Source organism: Marinomonas sp. KMM3893 (assembly GCF_004352855.1).
In the GTDB taxonomy this organism is placed as follows: Bacteria; Pseudomonadota; Gammaproteobacteria; order Pseudomonadales; family Marinomonadaceae; genus Marinomonas; species Marinomonas arenicola.
Window position 1 is genome coordinate 169,894 of sequence record NZ_SJSC01000003.1, and the last position, 19,718, is coordinate 189,611.

General features: G+C 46.8%; 13 protein-coding genes. 6 read left to right on the forward strand and 7 right to left on the reverse strand.

Annotated features, from left to right (window positions below):
* Positions 1–30 precede the first annotated feature (30 nt).
* Together E0D71_RS08725 and E0D71_RS08730 are read right to left on the reverse strand one after the other, a co-directional pair.
* Positions 31–1,266, reverse strand: coding sequence for a cysteine desulfurase-like protein (locus tag E0D71_RS08725; RefSeq protein WP_133002921.1), 1,236 nt, complete (start codon positions 1,264–1,266; stop codon positions 31–33).
* A gap of 41 nt (positions 1,267–1,307) precedes the next feature.
* A complete protein-coding gene (locus tag E0D71_RS08730; RefSeq protein ID WP_133002922.1) occupies positions 1,308–1,958 on the reverse strand; it encodes a 2OG-Fe dioxygenase family protein in 651 nt (216 codons plus the stop codon).
* Positions 1,959–2,358: 400 nt separating this feature from the next.
* Between E0D71_RS08730 and E0D71_RS08735 the strand changes: the two genes are divergently transcribed.
* Complete coding sequence (locus tag E0D71_RS08735; RefSeq protein WP_133002923.1) at positions 2,359–3,918, forward strand: methyl-accepting chemotaxis protein; 1,560 nt, start codon at positions 2,359–2,361, stop codon at positions 3,916–3,918.
* 36 nt (positions 3,919–3,954) lie between these two features.
* On the opposite strand, the gene glgX is transcribed toward E0D71_RS08735, so the two are convergent.
* The 4 genes from glgX to E0D71_RS08755 form a co-directional block, all read right to left on the reverse strand.
* Complete coding sequence (gene glgX / locus E0D71_RS08740; RefSeq protein WP_133002924.1) at positions 3,955–5,979, reverse strand: glycogen debranching protein GlgX; 2,025 nt, start codon at positions 5,977–5,979, stop codon at positions 3,955–3,957.
* Between the two features lie 98 nt (positions 5,980–6,077).
* A complete protein-coding gene (gene glgB / locus E0D71_RS08745) occupies positions 6,078–8,285 on the reverse strand; it encodes a 1,4-alpha-glucan branching protein GlgB (RefSeq protein WP_133002925.1) in 2,208 nt (735 codons plus the stop codon).
* A 19-nt stretch (positions 8,286–8,304) separates the two neighbouring features.
* Positions 8,305–11,442 carry a glycoside hydrolase family 15 protein gene (locus E0D71_RS08750; RefSeq protein WP_133002926.1) on the reverse strand — a complete coding sequence of 1,046 codons (3,138 nt, stop codon included), beginning with the start codon at positions 11,440–11,442 and terminating at the stop codon, positions 8,305–8,307.
* 327 nt (positions 11,443–11,769) lie between these two features.
* The gene (locus E0D71_RS08755; RefSeq protein WP_133002927.1) at positions 11,770–13,389 is read right to left on the reverse strand and encodes a methyl-accepting chemotaxis protein; all 1,620 of its coding nucleotides are present in this window, start codon (positions 13,387–13,389) and stop codon (positions 11,770–11,772) included.
* A gap of 249 nt (positions 13,390–13,638) precedes the next feature.
* Between E0D71_RS08755 and E0D71_RS08760 the strand changes: the two genes are divergently transcribed.
* Positions 13,639–14,070, forward strand: a complete 432-nt coding sequence (locus E0D71_RS08760) for a YqaA family protein (protein ID WP_243711998.1) — start codon at positions 13,639–13,641, stop codon at positions 14,068–14,070.
* A gap of 40 nt (positions 14,071–14,110) precedes the next feature.
* On the forward strand, positions 14,111–14,794 hold the full coding sequence (locus tag E0D71_RS08765) for an SPOR domain-containing protein (RefSeq protein ID WP_133002929.1): 684 nt from the start codon (positions 14,111–14,113) through the stop codon (positions 14,792–14,794).
* 204 nt (positions 14,795–14,998) lie between these two features.
* Here E0D71_RS08765 and E0D71_RS08770 read toward each other — a convergent pair whose 3' ends face one another.
* A complete protein-coding gene (locus E0D71_RS08770) occupies positions 14,999–16,606 on the reverse strand; it encodes an NAD(P)/FAD-dependent oxidoreductase (RefSeq protein ID WP_133002930.1) in 1,608 nt (535 codons plus the stop codon).
* 333 nt (positions 16,607–16,939) lie between these two features.
* Between E0D71_RS08770 and E0D71_RS08775 the strand changes: the two genes are divergently transcribed.
* From E0D71_RS08775 to E0D71_RS08785, 3 genes are all read left to right on the forward strand, one after another.
* On the forward strand, positions 16,940–17,296 hold the full coding sequence (locus tag E0D71_RS08775; RefSeq protein ID WP_133002931.1) for a Fis family transcriptional regulator: 357 nt from the start codon (positions 16,940–16,942) through the stop codon (positions 17,294–17,296).
* A 232-nt stretch (positions 17,297–17,528) separates the two neighbouring features.
* Entirely contained in the window at positions 17,529–18,356 is an 828-nt protein-coding gene (locus E0D71_RS08780) for a 5'-nucleotidase, lipoprotein e(P4) family (protein WP_133002932.1), read from the forward strand.
* Positions 18,357–18,594: 238 nt separating this feature from the next.
* Complete coding sequence (locus E0D71_RS08785; protein WP_133002933.1) at positions 18,595–19,662, forward strand: N-acetylmuramoyl-L-alanine amidase-like domain-containing protein; 1,068 nt, start codon at positions 18,595–18,597, stop codon at positions 19,660–19,662.
* Positions 19,663–19,718 lie beyond the last annotated feature (56 nt).

Genomic DNA, 19,718 nt, shown 5'->3' on the forward strand with positions numbered 1-19,718 from the left:
GCGTTTGATGCCAAGCTTAAATGGTCTAGATTAGCCGACTAACGCTTGCAGTTTTTGGCAGAATATCAGCACTTCTTCTTGGGTGTTGTAATGCAAGCAACCTACGCGAACCACGCCGCCCTTGTCGGTAATGTCCAATTGATCATACAGACCTTGCGCATAAAAATTGCCATCCCAAAGGCAAATCGCCTGCTCACCAAAAAATTCAGACACGGCACGGGGGTCAATGCCTTTTATTCGAAAGGCAATGGTTGGGGTACGCGCTGATAAACGATCTAATGATTCAATCCCGTATAGCGTTAGACTGGGGATTTTCGTTAGCTCTTGGATAAGTGTTTGGCTTAGGACTTCTTCGTGCTTTTTGATTTGTTCAAAAGCAGACAATAAGCGCGCTCGTCGGTCACCTTCTTGCTCACCTAACGACGCCAAATAATCGATGCAAGCAAGGTAACCTGCCATTGCTTCGTAGTTTTGAGTGCCTGTTTCCCAGCGATTAGGGTCGATGTTTTTAGCCGGTGCCACTTTATAAGGCGTGAGTTGAGAGAGGGTACTTGCTTTGGCATACAAGACCCCTAAATGTGGCCCAAAATACTTGTAGGCCGATGACACTAGAAAGTCGCAATCCAACGCTTGTACGTCAATGGCGTGGTGCGGAGCATAATGCACCGCGTCTAAATAAGTGATGGCGTTTGTGTGTGTTTTGATTAACGTCATGACCTCGTTAAGCGGCACGATAGAGCCGGTCACGTTAGAGGCGCAAGTGAACGCAACAAGGCGTGTTTTGCTGTTCAGCAGGCTTTCTAAATGAGCCAGATCCAGGGTGCAATCGGTTTCGTTGACCTGCACATAATGAACAAGCACGCCTTTTTCTTCAGCCAATAAAACCCACGGCGACACATTCGAGTAATGGTCTAGGTTCGTGACAATGATTTCATCGCCCGCTTGCCATTCTCTGGCAATGGCACGACTCATGTGAAAGTTGATGCTGGTGGCATTTGCACCAAAAATAATCTCTTGTTCGCTGCTTGCGTTGTACAAATCTTTGGCGGCCAAGCGAGCTTGATGCATCACCTTTTCTGTTTCTTTGCTTGAGAAATACGCACCCCCTAAATTGGCGTTAAAACGGCCAAGATATTCTTGCATGGCGTTCAGTACACCGAGACTGACTTGGGAGCCACCAGGACCATCTAAGAAAATGGCGGATTGACCGTTATGTTGGTAATTTAGCGCCGGAAATAAAGCGCGGCATTGGTCTAGATGATGCATTTTTTTCTCCATGATGAGGTGCGTTCAAAGGTGTTGTCGTATTAATGAACGAGATTTGCTGTCAGAACAAAAAGGTCCATATAACCAAAGTCACCATCGACGGGTTTAATCGGATGAGCGCTGTGAAAAAACTTGCGGTCATTTAGTACCACAAACTCGCCTTGGTCAAAGTCGTGGCTAATCATGGCAGGGCTTTTTTTATCAAGATGGATATTGATGTTGCCACCTTGGATATTATGGCGCTGCATGACATAGATGCCGATGCGATCAAAACCGTCTTGGTGAACCCCTTCTGGTGCGACTTCCGCTCTTTTATGATCGGCAAAAATACGCATCTGATGGACCTCAATCGGCGTGTCGTCTTGGACATTCGCCATTTTTTGAAAGTGATCAAACAGCTCAACAAAAGCTGGGTCTTCAAATGTTTGATCTTCAATTTCCGGATAAACACGAACCACATTACCTTGAAAGTGATTAATGCTCTCATCTTGTACAAAGGCTTGCGCAGAAAGGCGGGATAGACGGTGGTTGTTCATTACAAAGCGCGAGTAACGGCGAAGTCGAAACGCGCCATCAGCGTAAGGGCTCGCTGGCAAGTTGCTAAATGACGACGTGAGGTGATTAACACTGTCTGGCGTCAGTTGGCCAAGTTCAAGGTAAAAATTGTCTAGCGTAGTCTTGTCAGTAAGCATAATTCAATCCTCAATTCCGCGCATTGGCAGATCATGCGCAATGGCATTTTTGTTGTTTTGATGAGTTATTCGCCTTGTGAGCTTATGTCTAGTGTAGCCATTCATGATCAAAAAAGTTTTGCTTTTTATGTGCTATTTTCACCGATTAGAGGTTATTTAATTTATTAATAATTAGATATGAGAATAAAATAGTCTTCTTGTTGTTTGGGGACGGTTTGTTGAAATGATGATTTTTAGCAAGCAGATAGGCGGTGTGACAAGAGAGGAGCCCTCAAGTGCTCAGGGCGAGCCGTTGGTGTTGTTAAATAACCTACTACTTTAGTAGTAGACTTCAGACTTTATGCCTATCTAGGGTTAGGATAAGACAATATTCTAATAATAAAAACGGTAGGGAAGAATTATGGCTTATGCGCAGTTTGGGAGCCTATGTGCTCTCTTTATTTTGTTTGTGGTTGGGTATTTTCAAACCGCAATACCTCTGCTATACAGCTTGGTCGGTGGTGCTGTTTGCGCGCTTGCTTTGCTGTCTTCCATCTTGCTGCGGTCGCGCCCGCAGAAGGCATCAATAGAGCGCAAAGACACGCCGGCAATCGACTATGCTCAGGTGAGCAAAAGCGTAACGCGTGCCACTTCGAAAATGGCAATGGGGGCGGCTGAAGTGTCCTATTTTGTCGATACGCTTAATAAAGACATTCGCTTTACGAGCGACGACAGCTCGCAAATCTCCCAGGCGTCACAAGCCTTGTCTGATACCAGTGTGAATTTATCCAAGAATTTGACTCAGGTTGCCCACACCATGAGCGACACGGCCAGCTCCAGTCAAGTTGCTCAATCCGCCCTGCAAAAAAGCGCTGAGCAAATCAGCGAGCTAACGCAAAAAGTACAGGCCGCCAGTGAGCAGTTAAGCCAATTAACACAAAGTGCAGACGCCATTGATAGCATTACCAATGTCATCAAAGGGGTGTCTGAGCAAACCAATTTATTGGCGTTAAACGCGGCGATTGAAGCCGCCAGAGCGGGCGAGCAAGGTCGAGGCTTTGCGGTGGTCGCAGACGAAGTGCGTGCGCTTGCAGGGAAAACAGCAGACGCCACCGAGCAAATATCCACCTTATTGATAGACGTTAGAGAGAACAGCCAACTCACTAACACTGAAATGGCGGCATTGAAAACCTTGAGTGAATCGCTTGCTGAGACGCTGTTAGGGGAAACAGAGCGTTTTATGGCGCTAACAAGTGAGGTGCAAAATGCGTCACTTGTGCTTTCTGAGGTAGAAAATACTGGAGAAAGTTTGGGCGCAACAAGTCTGCAGATTAATGAGTCTATTTCTCGTATCAGCGAGGCTCTGCACAGTATTAATGGACGCAGTGAAGAGTTATCTGGCGAAGCTTCTGGGTTGAGCTCAGGTGCTGAAGTGGTGTTCAGAGAGTTGGATAAAGTCGATCAATCGTTGTTCTTTTCTGAGTTAGTGGCCACGGCGAAAGCCACCGCTAAACACATAGGGCAGCTGTTTGAAACCGCGATTGCAGAGGGCGAATTGTCACAAAGTGATGTGTTTTCTAAACAATATCAAGCCATTGAAAACACGCGCCCACAAAAGTTCAGCACCCCTTATAACGACTTTACCGATCGTACTTTTCCTCAGTATCAAGAAAAGGTAATCGAACAACACAGTGAGGTGATTTTCGCCGGGGCAGTGGATGTGAACGGTTATTTTCCGACCCACAATAACAAGTTCAATCAGCCGCTGACCGGAGACTATGATACGGATTTGGCGAATAACCGAAGTCGTCGTATTTTTGATGATCCGACAGGTCGTCGTTGTGGTGCCCACCAAGAAAGCTTTTTATTGCAAACGTATAAGCGCGACACGGGCGAGATTCTCCATGATTTGTCGGTGCCTATTTATGTCAATGGTCAGCATTGGGGAGGGTTTCGAGTCGGCTTTACGCCCGCTTTATAAGCGGGCGCTTGCCGTCGCTGTTTGATGACGAGGTGGCTAAACCAGTTTGGCCAGCAGCACGCCTCTATACTCACAAACAAGTGTGTCCTTCTCAATGCTCATTCCAGGGGTTTGGTAAAGCACATCGAGCGTGCTTGCATTGCTGGGTAGCGGCACATTGAGCGGATGGTCTTCTCGATAGAAGACCAACCAAAGTCGATTTGATAAATCAGCAGAGGTCAGGGTTAAAGCCAAATAATCCCGTTCGCTTTCTGCCCAGTCGTGTTCAGACATGGGTTGGCTGAACTGATTGAGCCATTCTATGTGATCGGGTTCAAGGTGCTGATAAAGCGGGTCATCCTCAAGGTAGACCTCCGCTAATATAGGGTAGGCTTTACGAATCGTCATTAGGCTAGAAATGGCCTCTTGCAAGGCGTTTCGAGCGCTGCTTTCTTGCCATGATAACCAGGTTATCTCATTGTCCTGACAGTAGGCGTTATTGTTGCCTTGTTGACTATGAGACAGTTCGTCTCCCCCTAGAAAGTGAGGCGTTCCTTGGCTGAGCAGCAAGGTGGCGATAAAACAAAGTTGCTGGTTGAGGCGTTTACTTTGTATGTCGGCGTTGTCTGTTGGGCCTTCCTGACCGAAATTTTGACTGATATTGTCGCCATGACCGTCACGGTTGTTTTCCATATTGGCCAGGTTATGACGGCGGTGATAAGACACCAGATCATTCAGTGTGTAACCGTCGTGATAGGTAATATAGTTCACCGAGTGCAGGGCGCTGCGTCGGCCTTTGTGGAAGTAATCCCGGGACCCCATCAAGCGGGTGGCGAAAACAGGGGTAAGCCCTTCGTCACCGCGCCAAAAGCGTCGGATAGTGTCACGGTATTGATCGTTGCACTCTAAAAAGCCGCGCGGAAATTGTCCGACCTGATAGCCGTCTGGTCCTATGTCCCAAGGCTCCATGACTAAGCAGCTGTTGCTTAAAATAGGGTCTTGTAAAATGGCCTGTAACAAGGGCGCTTTAGGGGAAAAGTCGTGGTCTGTTCGACCCATGTCGACCCCAAGATCAAAGCGGAAACCGTCCACTCCCATGACCTCTACCCAATAACGCATGCTGTCACAGATGAGGCGAATGGAGGCGGAGTGATACGTATCAAAGCAGTTGCCGCAACCTGTGTAATTCAAATACTCACCGTCTGCATGACGGTAGTAATGGGCGTTATCCAGGCCGCGATAGCAAACACTGGATTGGTTTAACTCACTTTCGGCGGTGTGGTTATACACCACATCGAGGATGACCTCAAAACCCGCATGACGTAAGCCGTCTACCATGGCTTGGAATTCTGCGATGGCGTCTTGGTGCGCATAAGAGGTTTCTACTGCGAAAAAGCTAATGGGATTATAGCCCCAGTAATTTTTCAGATTGAGTTCTTGTAAGTGTCTTTCATTGGCAAAACTAAAGCAGGGCATGACTTGAATCGTGGTAATGCCTAAGGCGCGAAGGTGGGCGATGCCTGGGTCTGAAATGACGCCTAAATAGGTGCCTTTTAATGCTTCATCGATAGGCAGTTGCTGACTAAAACCTTTCACATGCAATTCATAAATGGCTCGGTGTGGAGGCTCTACGTTAACGCGCGCTGGGCGTTGCGAAGTTGGCGCAACGGTTTTGACTATCGACTTAGGCACACAGTAGGCGGAATCTGTAAGGTGAGGGTCGCCTTCTACCGTGAGCGCTGCTTGATCGGCATGCCAGACAAGTTTTTCACTCAGTGCTTTCGCGTAGGGATCGATCAGTAATTTGTGCTCATTAAAGAGTTGCTGCTGGCTTGGGTCGAAAGGTCCCTTGGCACGCAGTCCATAACGCTGATTCTCGGTTATCCCCAACACTTCCATATGCCAAATTCCCCGTTCTTTGGCAATAAAGGGCAGGCGCTCAATCTCATTATCTTGCTCATCAAAAAGGCAAAGCAATAGTTCTGTGGCGTCTTCTGAAGTAACGGCAAAATTAACGCCTTTGTCTGTCACACTTGCCCCTAATGGAAAAGGCTGACCGTGGTTAACGGTATAGGTGTCCATAACGTCTCCTTGATGAAGAAACGCCCGTTATAAACGGGCGAGTCACTACGCTGTGTTCATTAGATAGTGCGCACTTTGAATTGCAAAAGCCCGATCAATTAAGAGGCGAGCCATTTTAGAAAGACCGCAGAAAGTGGCGGTACTTTCACCACGATACTGTGTGCCTTACCATGACTAGAAACCGCTTCTGTTGTGTATATATGATCGCTGGTTAAGCCTTCATAATGCAGGTAATCACTGCCTTGGTATTTGCTTTCGTCGGTGTTAAACGCCACTTGATAGCGGCCAGACTCAGGCACACCAATGCGGTAACTGCCTTGTGGAACTGGCGTAAAGTTGGTGATCACAACACCGTGTTCGGCGTTGTTTTTCGCTTTGCGAACAAAGACCAAAATACTGTTGGCACTGTCGTCATAGCTGATCCACTCAAAGCCAAGGCCTGAATGATCCAGGTGCAACGCAGACTCATTTTTATACAAGTGGTTGAGATCTTGGCTAAGCGCCTGCTGCCCTTGATGGTAATTAATATCAAGAAGATGCCAATCCAATGAACGTTCATGACTCCATTCTCGACCTTGTGCAAACTCATTGCCCATAAAGTTCAGTTTCTTACCCGGGTGGAAATACATATAGGCGGTAAACACTCGCAAGTTAGCGAATTTCTGCCATGGATCGCCGGGCATTTTCTCTATCATAGAGCCTTTACCATGCACCACTTCATCGTGAGAAAGCGGCAATACAAATTGCTCATCGTAGGCGTATACCATGCTAAAGGTCAGCTCACCTTGATGATACTTGCGGTGTACTGAGTCTTTTTTGATGTACTCAAGTGAGTCATTCATCCACCCCATATTCCATTTAAAGCCAAAGCCAAGGCCGTCCATATAGGTGGGTTTAGAGACGCCAGGGAAGGCGGTGGATTCTTCTGCCACAGTAAAGCAGCGAGGGTGATTGAGGTAGACGGTTTCGTTTAAGCGGCGCAAAAACGCAATCGCTTCATAGTTGTGATTGCCACCATCTTTATTCGGTATCCATTCGCCCTCTTCACGGGAGTAATCCAGATAGAGCATGGAGGCGACGGCATCGACACGTAAGCCATCGATGTGGAACTCTTCTAACCAGTACACAGCGTTACTGATTAAGTAGTTCACCACATGTTCTTTCCCAAAATCGTAAATCAGAGAATTCCACTCAGGGTGCCAGCCTTTTTTCGGGTCTGGGTATTCGTACTGTTTTGATCCATCAAAGTTGGCTAACCCGTGGCTATCGTCAGGGAAATGCGCCGGTACCCAATCCATGATGACGCTGATGTTTGCTTGGTGCAGTGCATCCACCAAGGCTTTGAATTCTTCCGCTGTGCCAAAGCGAGAGGTTACCGCATACAAGCCAACCGGTTGATAGCCCCAAGACCCATCAAATGGGTATTCGGTAATGGGCAGTAGCTCCACATGGGTGTAGCCCATTGTTTCGACGTAAGGCACTAATTCATCAATCAGTTCTAAGTAGGTAAGTGGCTTATTGTCTGCTTTACGACGCCATGAGCCCAGGTGCAGCTCATAGATGCTCATTGGTTTTTCATAGATGTCTTCAACCGGACGAGTGGTCCATGCGCTGTCTTGCCACTGATGTTTGTGGTCGAAGCAGGTCACACTGGCGAACGACGGGTATTGCTCAATGCGTTGTGCGTAGGGGTCTGTACGATGGGGCAATAAGTCACCATTGTTGGCGCGAATCTCATACTTGTAACGTACCCCATGATTGACATCAGGCACGAACAAACGCCAGATGCCATCGCCGCTGCTGGACATCGGATGAGCGCTGCCATCCCAGCCATTAAAATCGCCCACCACAGAGACCGAACGAGCCGCTGGAGCATAGACGGCAAAGCGGGTGCCATTGATCGTCAGTGTGGCGTTTATCTCGGCGCCAAGCTGGATAGCCCCTTGGTTTTTGTACAGACAGGCTTGATGGTGTTCTGGGTCTGAAAACGTGGTACTGGCAAATTGGTATGGGTCGACGATGGTGAACACATCATCGCCATAGGCCACTTGGAGTCGGTAATGAAAGTGTGTTTTCTGCTTTGGTAGGTGCAAATAAAACAAGCCTTCTTGGCTTACTAGGGACATCTCACCCAATACCGTATCATTACTGATTTCTAACACACTGATTGCGGTGGCGCCTGGGCGCCACACAGTGAGAGAAAGTCCTTTTTTATTGTCTTCTTGATGTAAGCCTAAGCAACCAAATGGGTCGGCACAACGCGCGTTCAAAACATCATTAATAAGAACATTTTTAAGCAGATCCATTCACTTCTCCAACCAGGGTTTAGTGTTTTTTATCAGATTGTATTTGGTGTTGACGGCTGTGTAGTTTGCTGACCGCCCAGCGTAAATATTGATTAACCTTACTGAGTGTCAATTGCGCGAATTCATCTAAGGCTGCTTCTGCTAAATTGTCTTTAGGGTGGTCCACTCGGTACTGTTTGGCATGATCGAGCGCTGCATGAGAGACCAAAACAGGCAAATTGATTTCGTGTTCAAATCGACAGTTTTTATGTTGCTGGCAAAATTGAATGTAGGCGTACAGGCCTTCAAAAATTAAACTCTTATACCAGCTAGGGTGAATGTCGAAGGTTAATGACTCGATGAGCACCGCAAAAGTATCTTCACCCGGTGTCATGGAACTGAGTGTTTGTTTGCAATCGAGCGTGGTGTTGCTCTGAACATCGCCAAACACAATGGAGTCCACATGATGCAGACTTTCCCATAATTGCTGTAGCATCGACTCGGGCAGTTTAGTGATCATTCCTTGCTCTTCTCGCCAGTCAAACCAATCCACATCCTTCATTTTCATATCATTGGCATCCACATTGTGGTGGTAGCGGACATTATTAGCAACCTGAGTGAATTCAATGTGTTTTTGTTGCAGAACGTCGGTGAGCACATTATAGAGTTCGTTCGGCGACACATGGGACAGGGTTTCAAAGACAGGTGCACTCTCTTCTGGGTCAAAGTGGCGCGCACAAAGCATCGCCAAACTGTGGATTCGTAGGGTTCTTACGCCGGCGAAATAGTCTGGATGCACTTTAATCAGCGTACCGGCAATGGCGATCAGCTCATAGCTAAGCACCATGCTAAGAGAAGAAGATGAGGTGGATTTTAGTAAAGCCAAAATGTCATCTTGATGCAACGGTAAGGAGATGTTGGTTTCGTCTTCTGGGTTTTCGCCAAGCACCAATAGTCGCTGACGCACCGTAATGTCTGCGATATAGGTTGCCAGATCCGTAGAAGGTTTCAGCATCAAAGAAAATAACAAGCGAGACGCTTTCCAGTTGCCACTTAAGAGCGCTTGGGTGTACACAGATTTCAGCACTTTGTAAGCGGTGACCGCAGGGGTTGAGTCAGGTACGGTATTCATCAGCGCGCGCCTAGCACCGAGTTCAATCAAGCAATCAATGGCTTCCTCAAGAGAAGGGCGCTCGTTTAAGCGAGTCAATAATTGCTCTGTGTCTATGGTGTGCATCTTGCTGCTGTCGTAGTCCTGCGGTTGTGTCGCAAGTTGCCAAGGCGCTTGATGAACGGGCAAGGTGGTGCCAAGCTCGTAGCGTTCAGGGGAGGTGATGGTAATGGTTCTACGACTCCCAGATTTGAACGCGTTTTTCGCCGATTGTGGGATGACTCGAAACTCTTCTAGTTCGCGTTTTTGCAGCTGACGAATAAACTCAAATAATTCATCTGCGCCCAGCATTTCACTCAGAGCATCATCAATGAGAATGGTAAAAACCGCATTCGCTGGGTAATACCAGTGTTGTGCAATAATGCTGAGTTCATTGCGAATGTGTGTTTGGAATAAGGCTGGGTCAATTTTTCGGTAGTCTTTGTCTTCGTTCTGAATCCACGACAAACAAAGGTAATTATCCTCATTAATATGGAAAGGCTGAGACGTCGCTAAGCTGTTTAATGCGCGATCAGGGCGGCCAGTTAACCCTAAGCTTGATGACACGCCAAGGTGTTGATAGGTCTCGACCAATTGTTTGGCACTAATGGCTTTTAATGGCGCGATTTCTTCTACCGTTTGGCATAAACAGCCAGCCGCGAGTAGTTTTTCTTTGACGGCGTTGTTCTGTGCCAAAATCACCATAGAGGTTGTGACTTTATTTGGGCGGTACTGGATTTTATGCAGCCCTAAGGGGTCGAGATCATCGGTTTTAATAAGCTCGTCATCGAGCATTTTTCCAACCAAATACAAGCTCTGAGCCCACACGAGAGGAAGGTTGTCATTCGGTACGCGCGCTTGGGAACCTGGGTTTTCTTTTTCCGCTAGGATGTTTTCTTCTGGCACATAATACAGCTCAGGAAGCAGCATTTGCCCGTCTTTTTCGATCATCAATCCTTCGAGTTTATAGCGGTAAAAGTTAGCGCTTTCCCAGTCACGAGCAAACAATCGGTCAATGTATAAATAGGTAAAGAAAAGCGGCCATTCCGATTCAATGTGCTCGAAATTGATCAACTCATTGTACTCGTAATAAATGCGGCTTTGGTCTTCTAGAACAGACTGGTGACCGTCCAATAGAAAACGTTTGCAGCCGTATTCACCGCCAAGTTTATCGAGGATCTCTTGTCGTGTGCGCCTTGCCAGTTTTTCATCGTTGACGGCAAACGCGGGGAAACTGATGATGCTGAGCAGTGCGCTATCGACTTCTTTAGAGCGAGACTCTTTTGGCAGCAACGATTGTAAAACAGACCCAGCACGCGCGACCGCGTCGGCAAACGAATGGATAACTGACCATTCTGGTCCGTCTTCGCCAAAGAGGTTTAAACCGTCTAGGGCTTCCATCGCGGCTTTTGCCATGCCAACGGAGCTGGCGTTAATTTCGGCTTTGCCATTGTTGACCTTATTGCCTCGCTCCCAAATGCCATAATCTGGTGTGCGATAAGTGCGAGAGATGTAGTAAATAAGGTTTTGAATAAAATTGGCTTCATCGCGAGAGAAGATGATCTTGCTGCCCGCTTTGGTCATTTGTGCCAACATCAGTAGATAAAAGCTGGTGGCATCAATTTGCAAGTGTCCCCAAGCGTCGTCCGCGACGGCTTCTAACCCTGTCTTGGTATCGTACTTGGCGTGTAATGCGTCCTTGGGGTCAAGGCTGTGTTTAAAGGCTTCTACTTTGTGGGATTGGCGCATCATTGCGAACAGCAAACCGCGCATCATTTTAATGCAGGCGTGTTCTAATTCATGGGCGCGTTTATCGGGGTTTGAAGCCCGCTTATAGGCGAGGTGTAATGCCCACACTGCTTGAATACTGTAGACATTATCTCGTACCCACGCATCCGTGTAGTTGCCGTGATTGTTAATGCTGGTGCTGGCCGGAAATAAGCCAGTCACTGGGTGTTGTCGAGTAAGGATGACCGCTTGAATGTGTTGGTAAAGAGAATCCAGCTTTTCTTGTGTATCAAACGCCATATGTCGATGCCTCGGAAGCGAAAACGCTTTAAAACTGCCATGGTGTGTAATGCATGGCGTGAAACAATAATGGAGGTCTGAAAGAAACAGGACCGTCCTTTCTCTTCTCTAAGCATATGGTGACTGGCGATGAAGATAAAGTAGTAAAATAACTTCTTCTCTATTCTTCTATGTTGTTACCCTGATTGAGGATGGCCGTGAATTAATCAGGGTTTTGCTCTCAGTTCAGTTGCTTAGGTTGATAAAAACAAAGCAAGATTAGTGCCCAATTTGGCTTGGCAAAGCGCTCTGTGGCTCTAATAACAAGCAAACAGAGCGCTTTGCGACCTAGATACGAAACTGTTTCACCAGACCACGTAATTGTGTCGCGCATTCTTGTAAATTTTCCACAGACGTTTGAATGTCGTGAGAATTTACGGTGGTGGTTTCGCACACTTGCGCAATTTTTTCTAACGTGGCGTTCACCGTGTTAGACGAATGGTGCTGACGGTTGGCGGCTTCTGTTATCTGGCTGTTGAGATCAGAGATGGATAATACGCCGTTGGCGATGTCGGTAAATGCCTGACTCGCTTCTGCGGTTTTTTCGGCCCCTTCATTGGCGGTATTTTGCGCTGTTTCCATGACCCGCACTGAAACCAGCGTTTGCTGGGTCAGCTCGTCGATGAGTGTGCCGATTTCGGTGGCGGCCAATTGAGAGCGCTGTGCCAATTGTCGCACTTCGTCTGCGACCACGGCAAAGCCACGACCTTGCTCGCCCGCTCTTGCCGCTTCTATCGCCGCATTGAGCGCCAATAAATTGGTTTGATCGGCGACTTCCGAAATAATACTTAAGCGCTCATTGATGTTGGTCACATCGGCTCTTAGTTGATGCACTTGCTTAGTCGCATTGCCCACTTCTGAAGAAAGCTGTTGGATCTCTTGCTGTGCTTTGTCCATGACCCCTAAGCCTTGTTTTGAGTGCTGGCCTAGTTGTTGGGCTGTTTGGCTGGCTTGTTCTGCCATGGCTAAGGTGGCTTCTACCGCCATGAGAACGTCTTGCATAAGTGACGCTGCTTGCTCGGTATCATTGAGCTGTACCGTTACGCTGGAAACGGTTTTTTGTGTGGAATGATTGGTTTGGCCGACAATGTTATCTAGGGTTTCACTGGAGTTGCTGACCTTGCCGACAATGGATTGAAAGTCGCCCATCATGCTGTTGAAGGCGGCGGCCATTTCGCCCATTTCATCATGACCATTAAATTCCACACGGCGTGTTAAATCGCCCGATTTTTTCACCGCGCTCATGGTGTTACACAGGCTGGTGATGCGCGCCGTCACTAAGTGAATGATGTAGAGCGCTGTGCCGCCGACGACCACGGTAAGCACGCCCACTAAAATGGCGTAATTGATAATGGCGTTGAGGAACATTTCCCATACGGTGTCCATTGACTCAGTCGCCACCAAGGTGAGTTGCCATGGGGCATAAACATAGGCGCTGGCGATCACTCGGTGGGTTTGCTTATCACTTCCTTGATAGTCAAAGCGAAAAGTTCGCACAGAACGCTTGTCTTTGCTTAGGGTCGGCTGAGCATTCGAAAAGGCAGAGATAAGGGAGCTAGGCGCAGATTTACCGGCATAATTATCGGCGGCGATCAGCTGTGCATGGTTGCTGTCGAGAACCCAGAGGCCTTGTTGATCCCCGTAGCGAATGTGAGATAGGGCGAGCATTGCCTGTTCTCTGGCTTGCTGTGCGGTTATTTTTTCGGCTTGTTGAGCCTGATAAATCGGCAAAATAATAGAGTGCGCAATACTCAGTACATCTTGTGTATGGCTTTCTCTATCGTGAATGCTACTTTGGAAAAGAGTGCCTAATGACACGAGAATCAAGGCCGTTGTGCCGATCGACATAAGACCGATAATTGCCCATAGCTTATAACGTATTTTGATGTTATTAATCCGGTTTAACATAGGCTTTTCCCTAGAAAATATCTTCCTTATTCTACGGTCGCGATGCGCATAACTCGAATCTAAAACATTGATCTAGATCACAGAAAAAGGAATCAGTCGGGCTTTGCGCATCTTTTTGAGCTTTTCAAAACAGAGATTTAGAAAACCGCTTTGCTGGTTTTGTAATACCGCATTTTAAGAAGGCTCTTTTTTAGCGAGAAACAAGGTAGACTTAACGACTTTCCTTGATGATGGCATTTAGAGTCTTTGTTGAATTATCTTATTGTTTTTACAGTGTCATTCTTATCCGCGACTGTGTTGCCTCTAGGCTCCGAAGGGCTGTTGCTCTATTACGCCAGTGACGCTAGCTTAGCGGTGGTTTGGTTATGGTTTTGGGCCAGTACGGGAAATACATTAGGGGCACTGACAAATTGGTATTTAGGGCGTTACCTTGTTCGTTATGAGGGCAGCAAGTGGTTTCCGGTGAGCGTTAAAAATCGCGTAAGAGCAGAGCGTTTTTTTAATCGATATGGAAGCTGGACCCTGTTATTTACGTGGTTACCCATCATTGGTGATGCTATTTCCTTGATTGCAGGTGTATTTCATACGCCAATAAGGTATTTTTTACCTTTCGTTTTTGTTGGTAAGGCGTCAAGATACGCATTACTGTTATGGGGACAAAGCTGGTTACTTAACGGTTAGCTGAGCTCTATTTTATTGCTGTACACGGAGGATTGGATAAATGGGTATAATAAAAAAACTCTTGTTGGTGTCTGTGGCTTTGTCGCTCAGTGCTTGTTCTGTGTTTGAAGGTAAAAATACCTTTATGACTTATCAAGACCTTCAAGACAAAGTGAAGACACACGATACTGAGTTGCAAGACATGCAAACGAAGCTTGATCGTGTTGATCAATTAGAAGCGGAAATTGCCGAACTTAAGAAATCTAACGCTGGCAATACTGGTCAGTCTATTGTTTCGCCAGCGGCATCAAATGATATGGATACTGCGGATGGCGCGCCAATGGCGGTTGCCAACGTTGCACCTGCTGTAACGGCCGCACCTGCGGTGAACACGGCGCCAGCTCCGGTTCAGCCAAACTACAACAACACGCAACAAAATGTCGTGACACCGGTTGCGGTTCAATCTGCCTCTCATTCCCAAGATAAAAGCTACGGTGTTCAGTTGGCCGCTTATGGCAGTCGTGGTGAAGCCGCACGTGGTTGGCAGGTATTGAGCAACGGATCTCCTGATACTTATGTTAATTTAGTGCCTCATGTGAATGAGAAATCCATCAATGGACGCACCATGTATCAGCTAAAAGTAGGGCCATTCTTGGACCGTGCTTATAGTGTCGATTTTTGTAATATGCTGAAGCAAAAAGGCCAAGATTGTTTGGTTAGTAAATACGATGGGCAGCCTTTGTAATGACTTAGTACAGTATCGATAACCTGTTGAAATAATCGTTGTCGTATAAAAAAACGCGCTGTTTAGAAATAAATCCAACTTTCTTGGATGGTTTCTAAAGCGCGTTTTTTTATGTCTATCAATTAGGCTTATGTGTTGGATACAGATGGATAGCAGCAAAACGATCTCCAGAAGCGGGCGCTTCTGGAGTGACGTGAAACGCGATTATTTTTCCGCTTGATTGATGCTCAACGCCATCGCTTCGGCGATTTTAATGCCATCAATGGCGGCAGACATAATGCCACCGGCGTACCCTGCGCCTTCTCCGGCTGGATACAGACCTTTGGTACTGATGCTTTGGAAACTGTCATCTCGCTTGATGTTGATCGGTGCAGAAGTACGGGTTTCTACCCCGGTTAATAAAGCATCTTCAAAGGCAAAGCCGTTGATTTTTTTATTGAAGGCTGGAATCGCTTCGCGAATGGCTTCGATGCAAAAATCAGGCAAGGCGTCGGCTAGGTTGGTAAGCTTGATGCCAGGTTTAAACGAAGGCTCGACAGTGCCCAGTTCCTCTGGTGTTTGGTTTTTCAAAAACGCTCCGACGGTTTGAGCGGGGGCATCGTAGTTGCTGCCGCCCATGACAAACGCATGGCTTTCTAATTTGCGTTGGAACTCTATGCCAGCCAGTGGCCCACCTGGGTAATCAGATGGGTCAATACCCACAACCACAGCGCTGTTGGCGTTACGTTCATTACGCGAGTACTGACTCATACCATTGGTAACAACGCGGTTCTCTTCTGACGTGGCCGCAACGACAGTGCCGCCTGGACACATACAAAAACTGTAAACAGAACGGCCATTTTTACAGTGATGAACCAACTTGTAATCCGCCGCACCCAGAATTTCGTTGCCCGCATTAGGGCCAAAACGGGCTTTATCGATGGCACTTTGTTCATGCTCGATTCGAAACCCAACAGAGAAAGGTTTGGCTTCAATGTAAACGCCTTTTTCATGAAGCATTTCAAAGGTGTCACGAGCACTGTGACCAATTGCCAGCGCAATGTGTTTGGCATTGAGGCGTTCGCCATCGGCGAGTGTGACACCAGTGATTTGGTTGTCTTCGATATGAATGTCATCGACTCGAGCGCTGAAGCGAATTTCGCCGCCTAACTCAATAATTTGAGCGCGCATTTTCTCAACCATGGCGACCAGTTTAAAGGTACCAATATGCGGTTTACTGACATAAAGGATCTCGTCTGGGGCGCCAGCGGCGACAAATTCATTGAGTACTTTTCGGCTGTACTGTTTTGGGTCTTTTACTTGGCTATAAAGCTTACCGTCTGAAAAGGTACCTGCGCCGCCTTCACCAAATTGCACGTTGGATTCGGTGTTAAGGATTTTTTTGCGCCAAAAACCAAAGGTGTCTTTGGTGCGTTCGCGAACTTCTTTACCGCGCTCTAAGATAATAGGTTTATAACCCATTTGAGCGAGCACTAAGCCTGCTAGTAATCCACAAGGACCAAAGCCAATCACGATAGGGCGTTCAGTGAGGGTGGCAGGCGCTTGAGCAACAGGATGGTAATTAAGGTCTGGTGTCTCTTTGATTTGTTGATGGTCTGCAAATTGAGTCAGCAAGGCTTGATCAATCCGAGTTTCCACATCTAGGGTATAGATCAAAAGAATAGAAGCTTTCTTTCTGGCGTCATAGCCGCGGCGAAAAATAGAGAAGCGAACAAGTTGATCTGCTGTGATGCCCAATGTGGACAAGATGGCTTGTTCTATAGCGGTGTCATTATGATCCAAAGGTAGCTGGATATTCGAAAGTCTAATCATAGAAAAAAATAGGTCTTGAATGAGTGAGGCCATGGTGAGCCGGAGTGCGAATAATAAGCCATTTTAAGAGAAAAATCTGGTCTGAATAACGCAATAGAATGTCATTATAACGTCGATCAACAAAACACACCTCTTTGTCTTTCATTGATGGCTGTGTCGCCGCTTAAGCATTGACTGAAAGAGGCACCAAACAGGCGCATAAAGAGGGTTTTACTCGCGAGCGTAACTGTTCTTTCGGAGAGGTGAGTAATAGAATAGTGGCTAAGATATAAAAGTAATTAGTTGATTTAAATGCATATTTTCAAGTCGGCAAATGCCTTGATTGGGTGGTAAATGAAAAAGTCGGATAAGAAACTAGACAAGGCACTAAGAGAAGCGCTCACCAAGGTTTGTGATCATCTACTCGGTGAGGTAGAGGGCTTTGTGTGGCTGACGCATGTGGTGGATTTTAATCGCTACCCACAGTCGCTTAAGATTGTTTGTGTGTTTGAGAAAGAAGCCGACGTGGCTGAGTTATTATCGACACAGGGTGACGTGCTCTTTTATCAGTGTATTGAAGATGAATTAAAAGGGGCGAATCTCGTCATTAAAAACAGCCGTCAGTCTGTGAGTTTTGACTCGGAAGAGGCTTGTGAAAGAAGCCATAAAGGGCGCTGGAACCTACGTTTGAAAGGGATTGAACTTCATTAATTCCTTGCTGTATTTCACCACAAGGGGCCTCTGTTGATGTTAACCATCAGGCACTTAATCGTGCTTCGTCTGCGGATGCGACGCATGTTTGGGCAAGGCCAATAGCGGGAGATGTTTTTTTTGACCTTCTGGTTAAAATCTTGTAATGATAACGGCTAATGACGCGTTAGAAAGGCTCTGTTGGTTTACTGTATAAATCTTTTTTAGGCTATTCACTTAAGGGAGTGAGAAGATGTTTTCTGCTAAATTACGTACATTGGTGGTGTCGACGGCTTTGTTGGCGGGGAGTGTGTCCTTACCGGCTTGGGCCGATGAGACGCCTTATACTACCCAGAATTTAAATGAGCAGTTGGTCATGGCCAACTTATGGATGCAGGCCTCTGCTGAATTTAAGGCCTTGTCTTATCAGGCTTTTAATTTAGCGCAAATGCGTTTTGATCATTTCGCGAGTACCCACAAAGGCGATAAAAAAATCGCCATTGTGGTGGATGCCGACGAAACCATTATAGATAACAGCCCGTATGAAGCTTGGTTGGTGGGCAGAAATGAAGGTTATTCAGGCAAAACATGGGGCGAATGGATGAACGCCGCTGAAGCCAAGGCGCTACCTGGTGCGGTTGAGTTTTTGAACTATGCGGCGAACAAGGGCGCGGAGGTTTTCTATATTACCAACCGTAAAATGGTGGGTTTGGAAGGCACGCGTAAAAACCTCGCGGAATTGGGTTTTCCGGATGTGGACGATGCCCATTTGATGCTTAGAACCACCACCAGTGATAAAGAAGCACGTCGTCTTAAAGTGGCAGAGAAATACGACATTGCTTTGTTTATGGGCGATAATCTTAATGATTTTTCTAGCGCCTTTAAAACCAAAAGCTTAACGGAAAGTTACGCGGCAGTAGAAAAAAATAAAGCCTTGTTTGGTACGAAATTTATTATGCTTCCTAACCCGACCTATGGTGACTGGGAAGGAAAGGTTTACGATGGCAACTGGGGGGCATCGGCCGCCGAGAAAGACAAAATGCGCAAAGCACATCTTGATCCTTGGCAGCCAAAGCAATAAACCACTAGGCGTTTTGTAATCAGAAGCCAAAAGAGAAGAACACCAAAAAGCGGATCATTTGATCGGCTTTTTTATTGCCTAAACCATGACAAATGCCCCCTCTTGTGGGCGAGTTTTATGGTCAAGATAGGGGGCGTCAATTGAGGCTTCCGATTGCCAGAAAAATGTAAAGCCTGCTTTCATCGGCTGCGTTTTACGATAGGCTTAATGGATTCCATTCTATGTTGGTGAGAGTTTGTTGAAAAAGCGAAGTATTAACATCGGTTGTGGCTGGCTACTTTTGGTAGCGGCCTCGGTGAGCGCGCAAAGTCATGCTGGTTTGACGCCTCAAAACCGTCAGACTGAGTTTAACCATGTCATAGAAAGTAATGCGGCAGCGGCCATACCGACGGCACAAAAAATTGCGCGCCTCAGTCAGGTGCTGCTTGGTGCGCCCTATGTGGATGGCAATTTAGGGGAAGGTGCGCAAGGGCGTTACGATCAAGACCCGTTAAGCCGTTTTGATGTGTTTGATTGCACAACCTATGTAGAAGCGGTATTGGCTGGCGCACTGTCTCAATCTGTGGATGAGTTTTTGCCCAATCTAGAAAAAATCCGCTATAAAAATGGGCAAGTCTCATTTGTTACTCGTAATCATTTCCCAAGCGCCGATTGGCTGCCTAATAACCGCTGGATGTTAACCGATCTGACACAGGAAATTGGCGGCGCGACGACTAAGTTTGCGCACACGGTTATTGATAAGAAAGCCTGGTATCAGCGCATGTCGATAAGCCGAATCCAAGGGCTTGAATTGTCCCCCGAGGCGAAACAAAAGCGTCTTTCGGCGTTACGAAAAGAGGGTGAAAAGTTTGCGCCTGAAGCAGTAACGACCCCTTATGTTCCTCTGACGGCGGTGTTTCAGAAAAAACAATTGTCGAGTGATGAGTTAGCCCAGCAAGCGCATCAACGGGAGCAATTACAAGCAAACACAGCGCTTAGCGCGAAAGCCAAAAAATCCGCCTTGCGTGAGTTGATGATCCAGCAACATTTGGCTAATTCAACGATCAATTACGATTTATTAAATCGTATCCCCACTGGCAGTGTCATTAGCATGGTGCGACCTGACTATTCGGTAAAACAGTGGATCGGCACCAATATGAACATCACTCATCAGGCCATCGCCATCCAAAAAAATGGCCGCTTGTACATTCGAAACGCCAGCTTAATAAAGAAAGAAGTGGTTGATCAGGATTTTGTCGATTACTTCTCTCGCTACTTAGAAAGCTCTTCCCTAAAAGGCTTTAACGTCCAGTTCCCGACGTTTTAGTCGCTTCTTTATGTGTTCTTTTTTGCCTTCTTTTAGCCTGTTAACGGCGCTCTAAA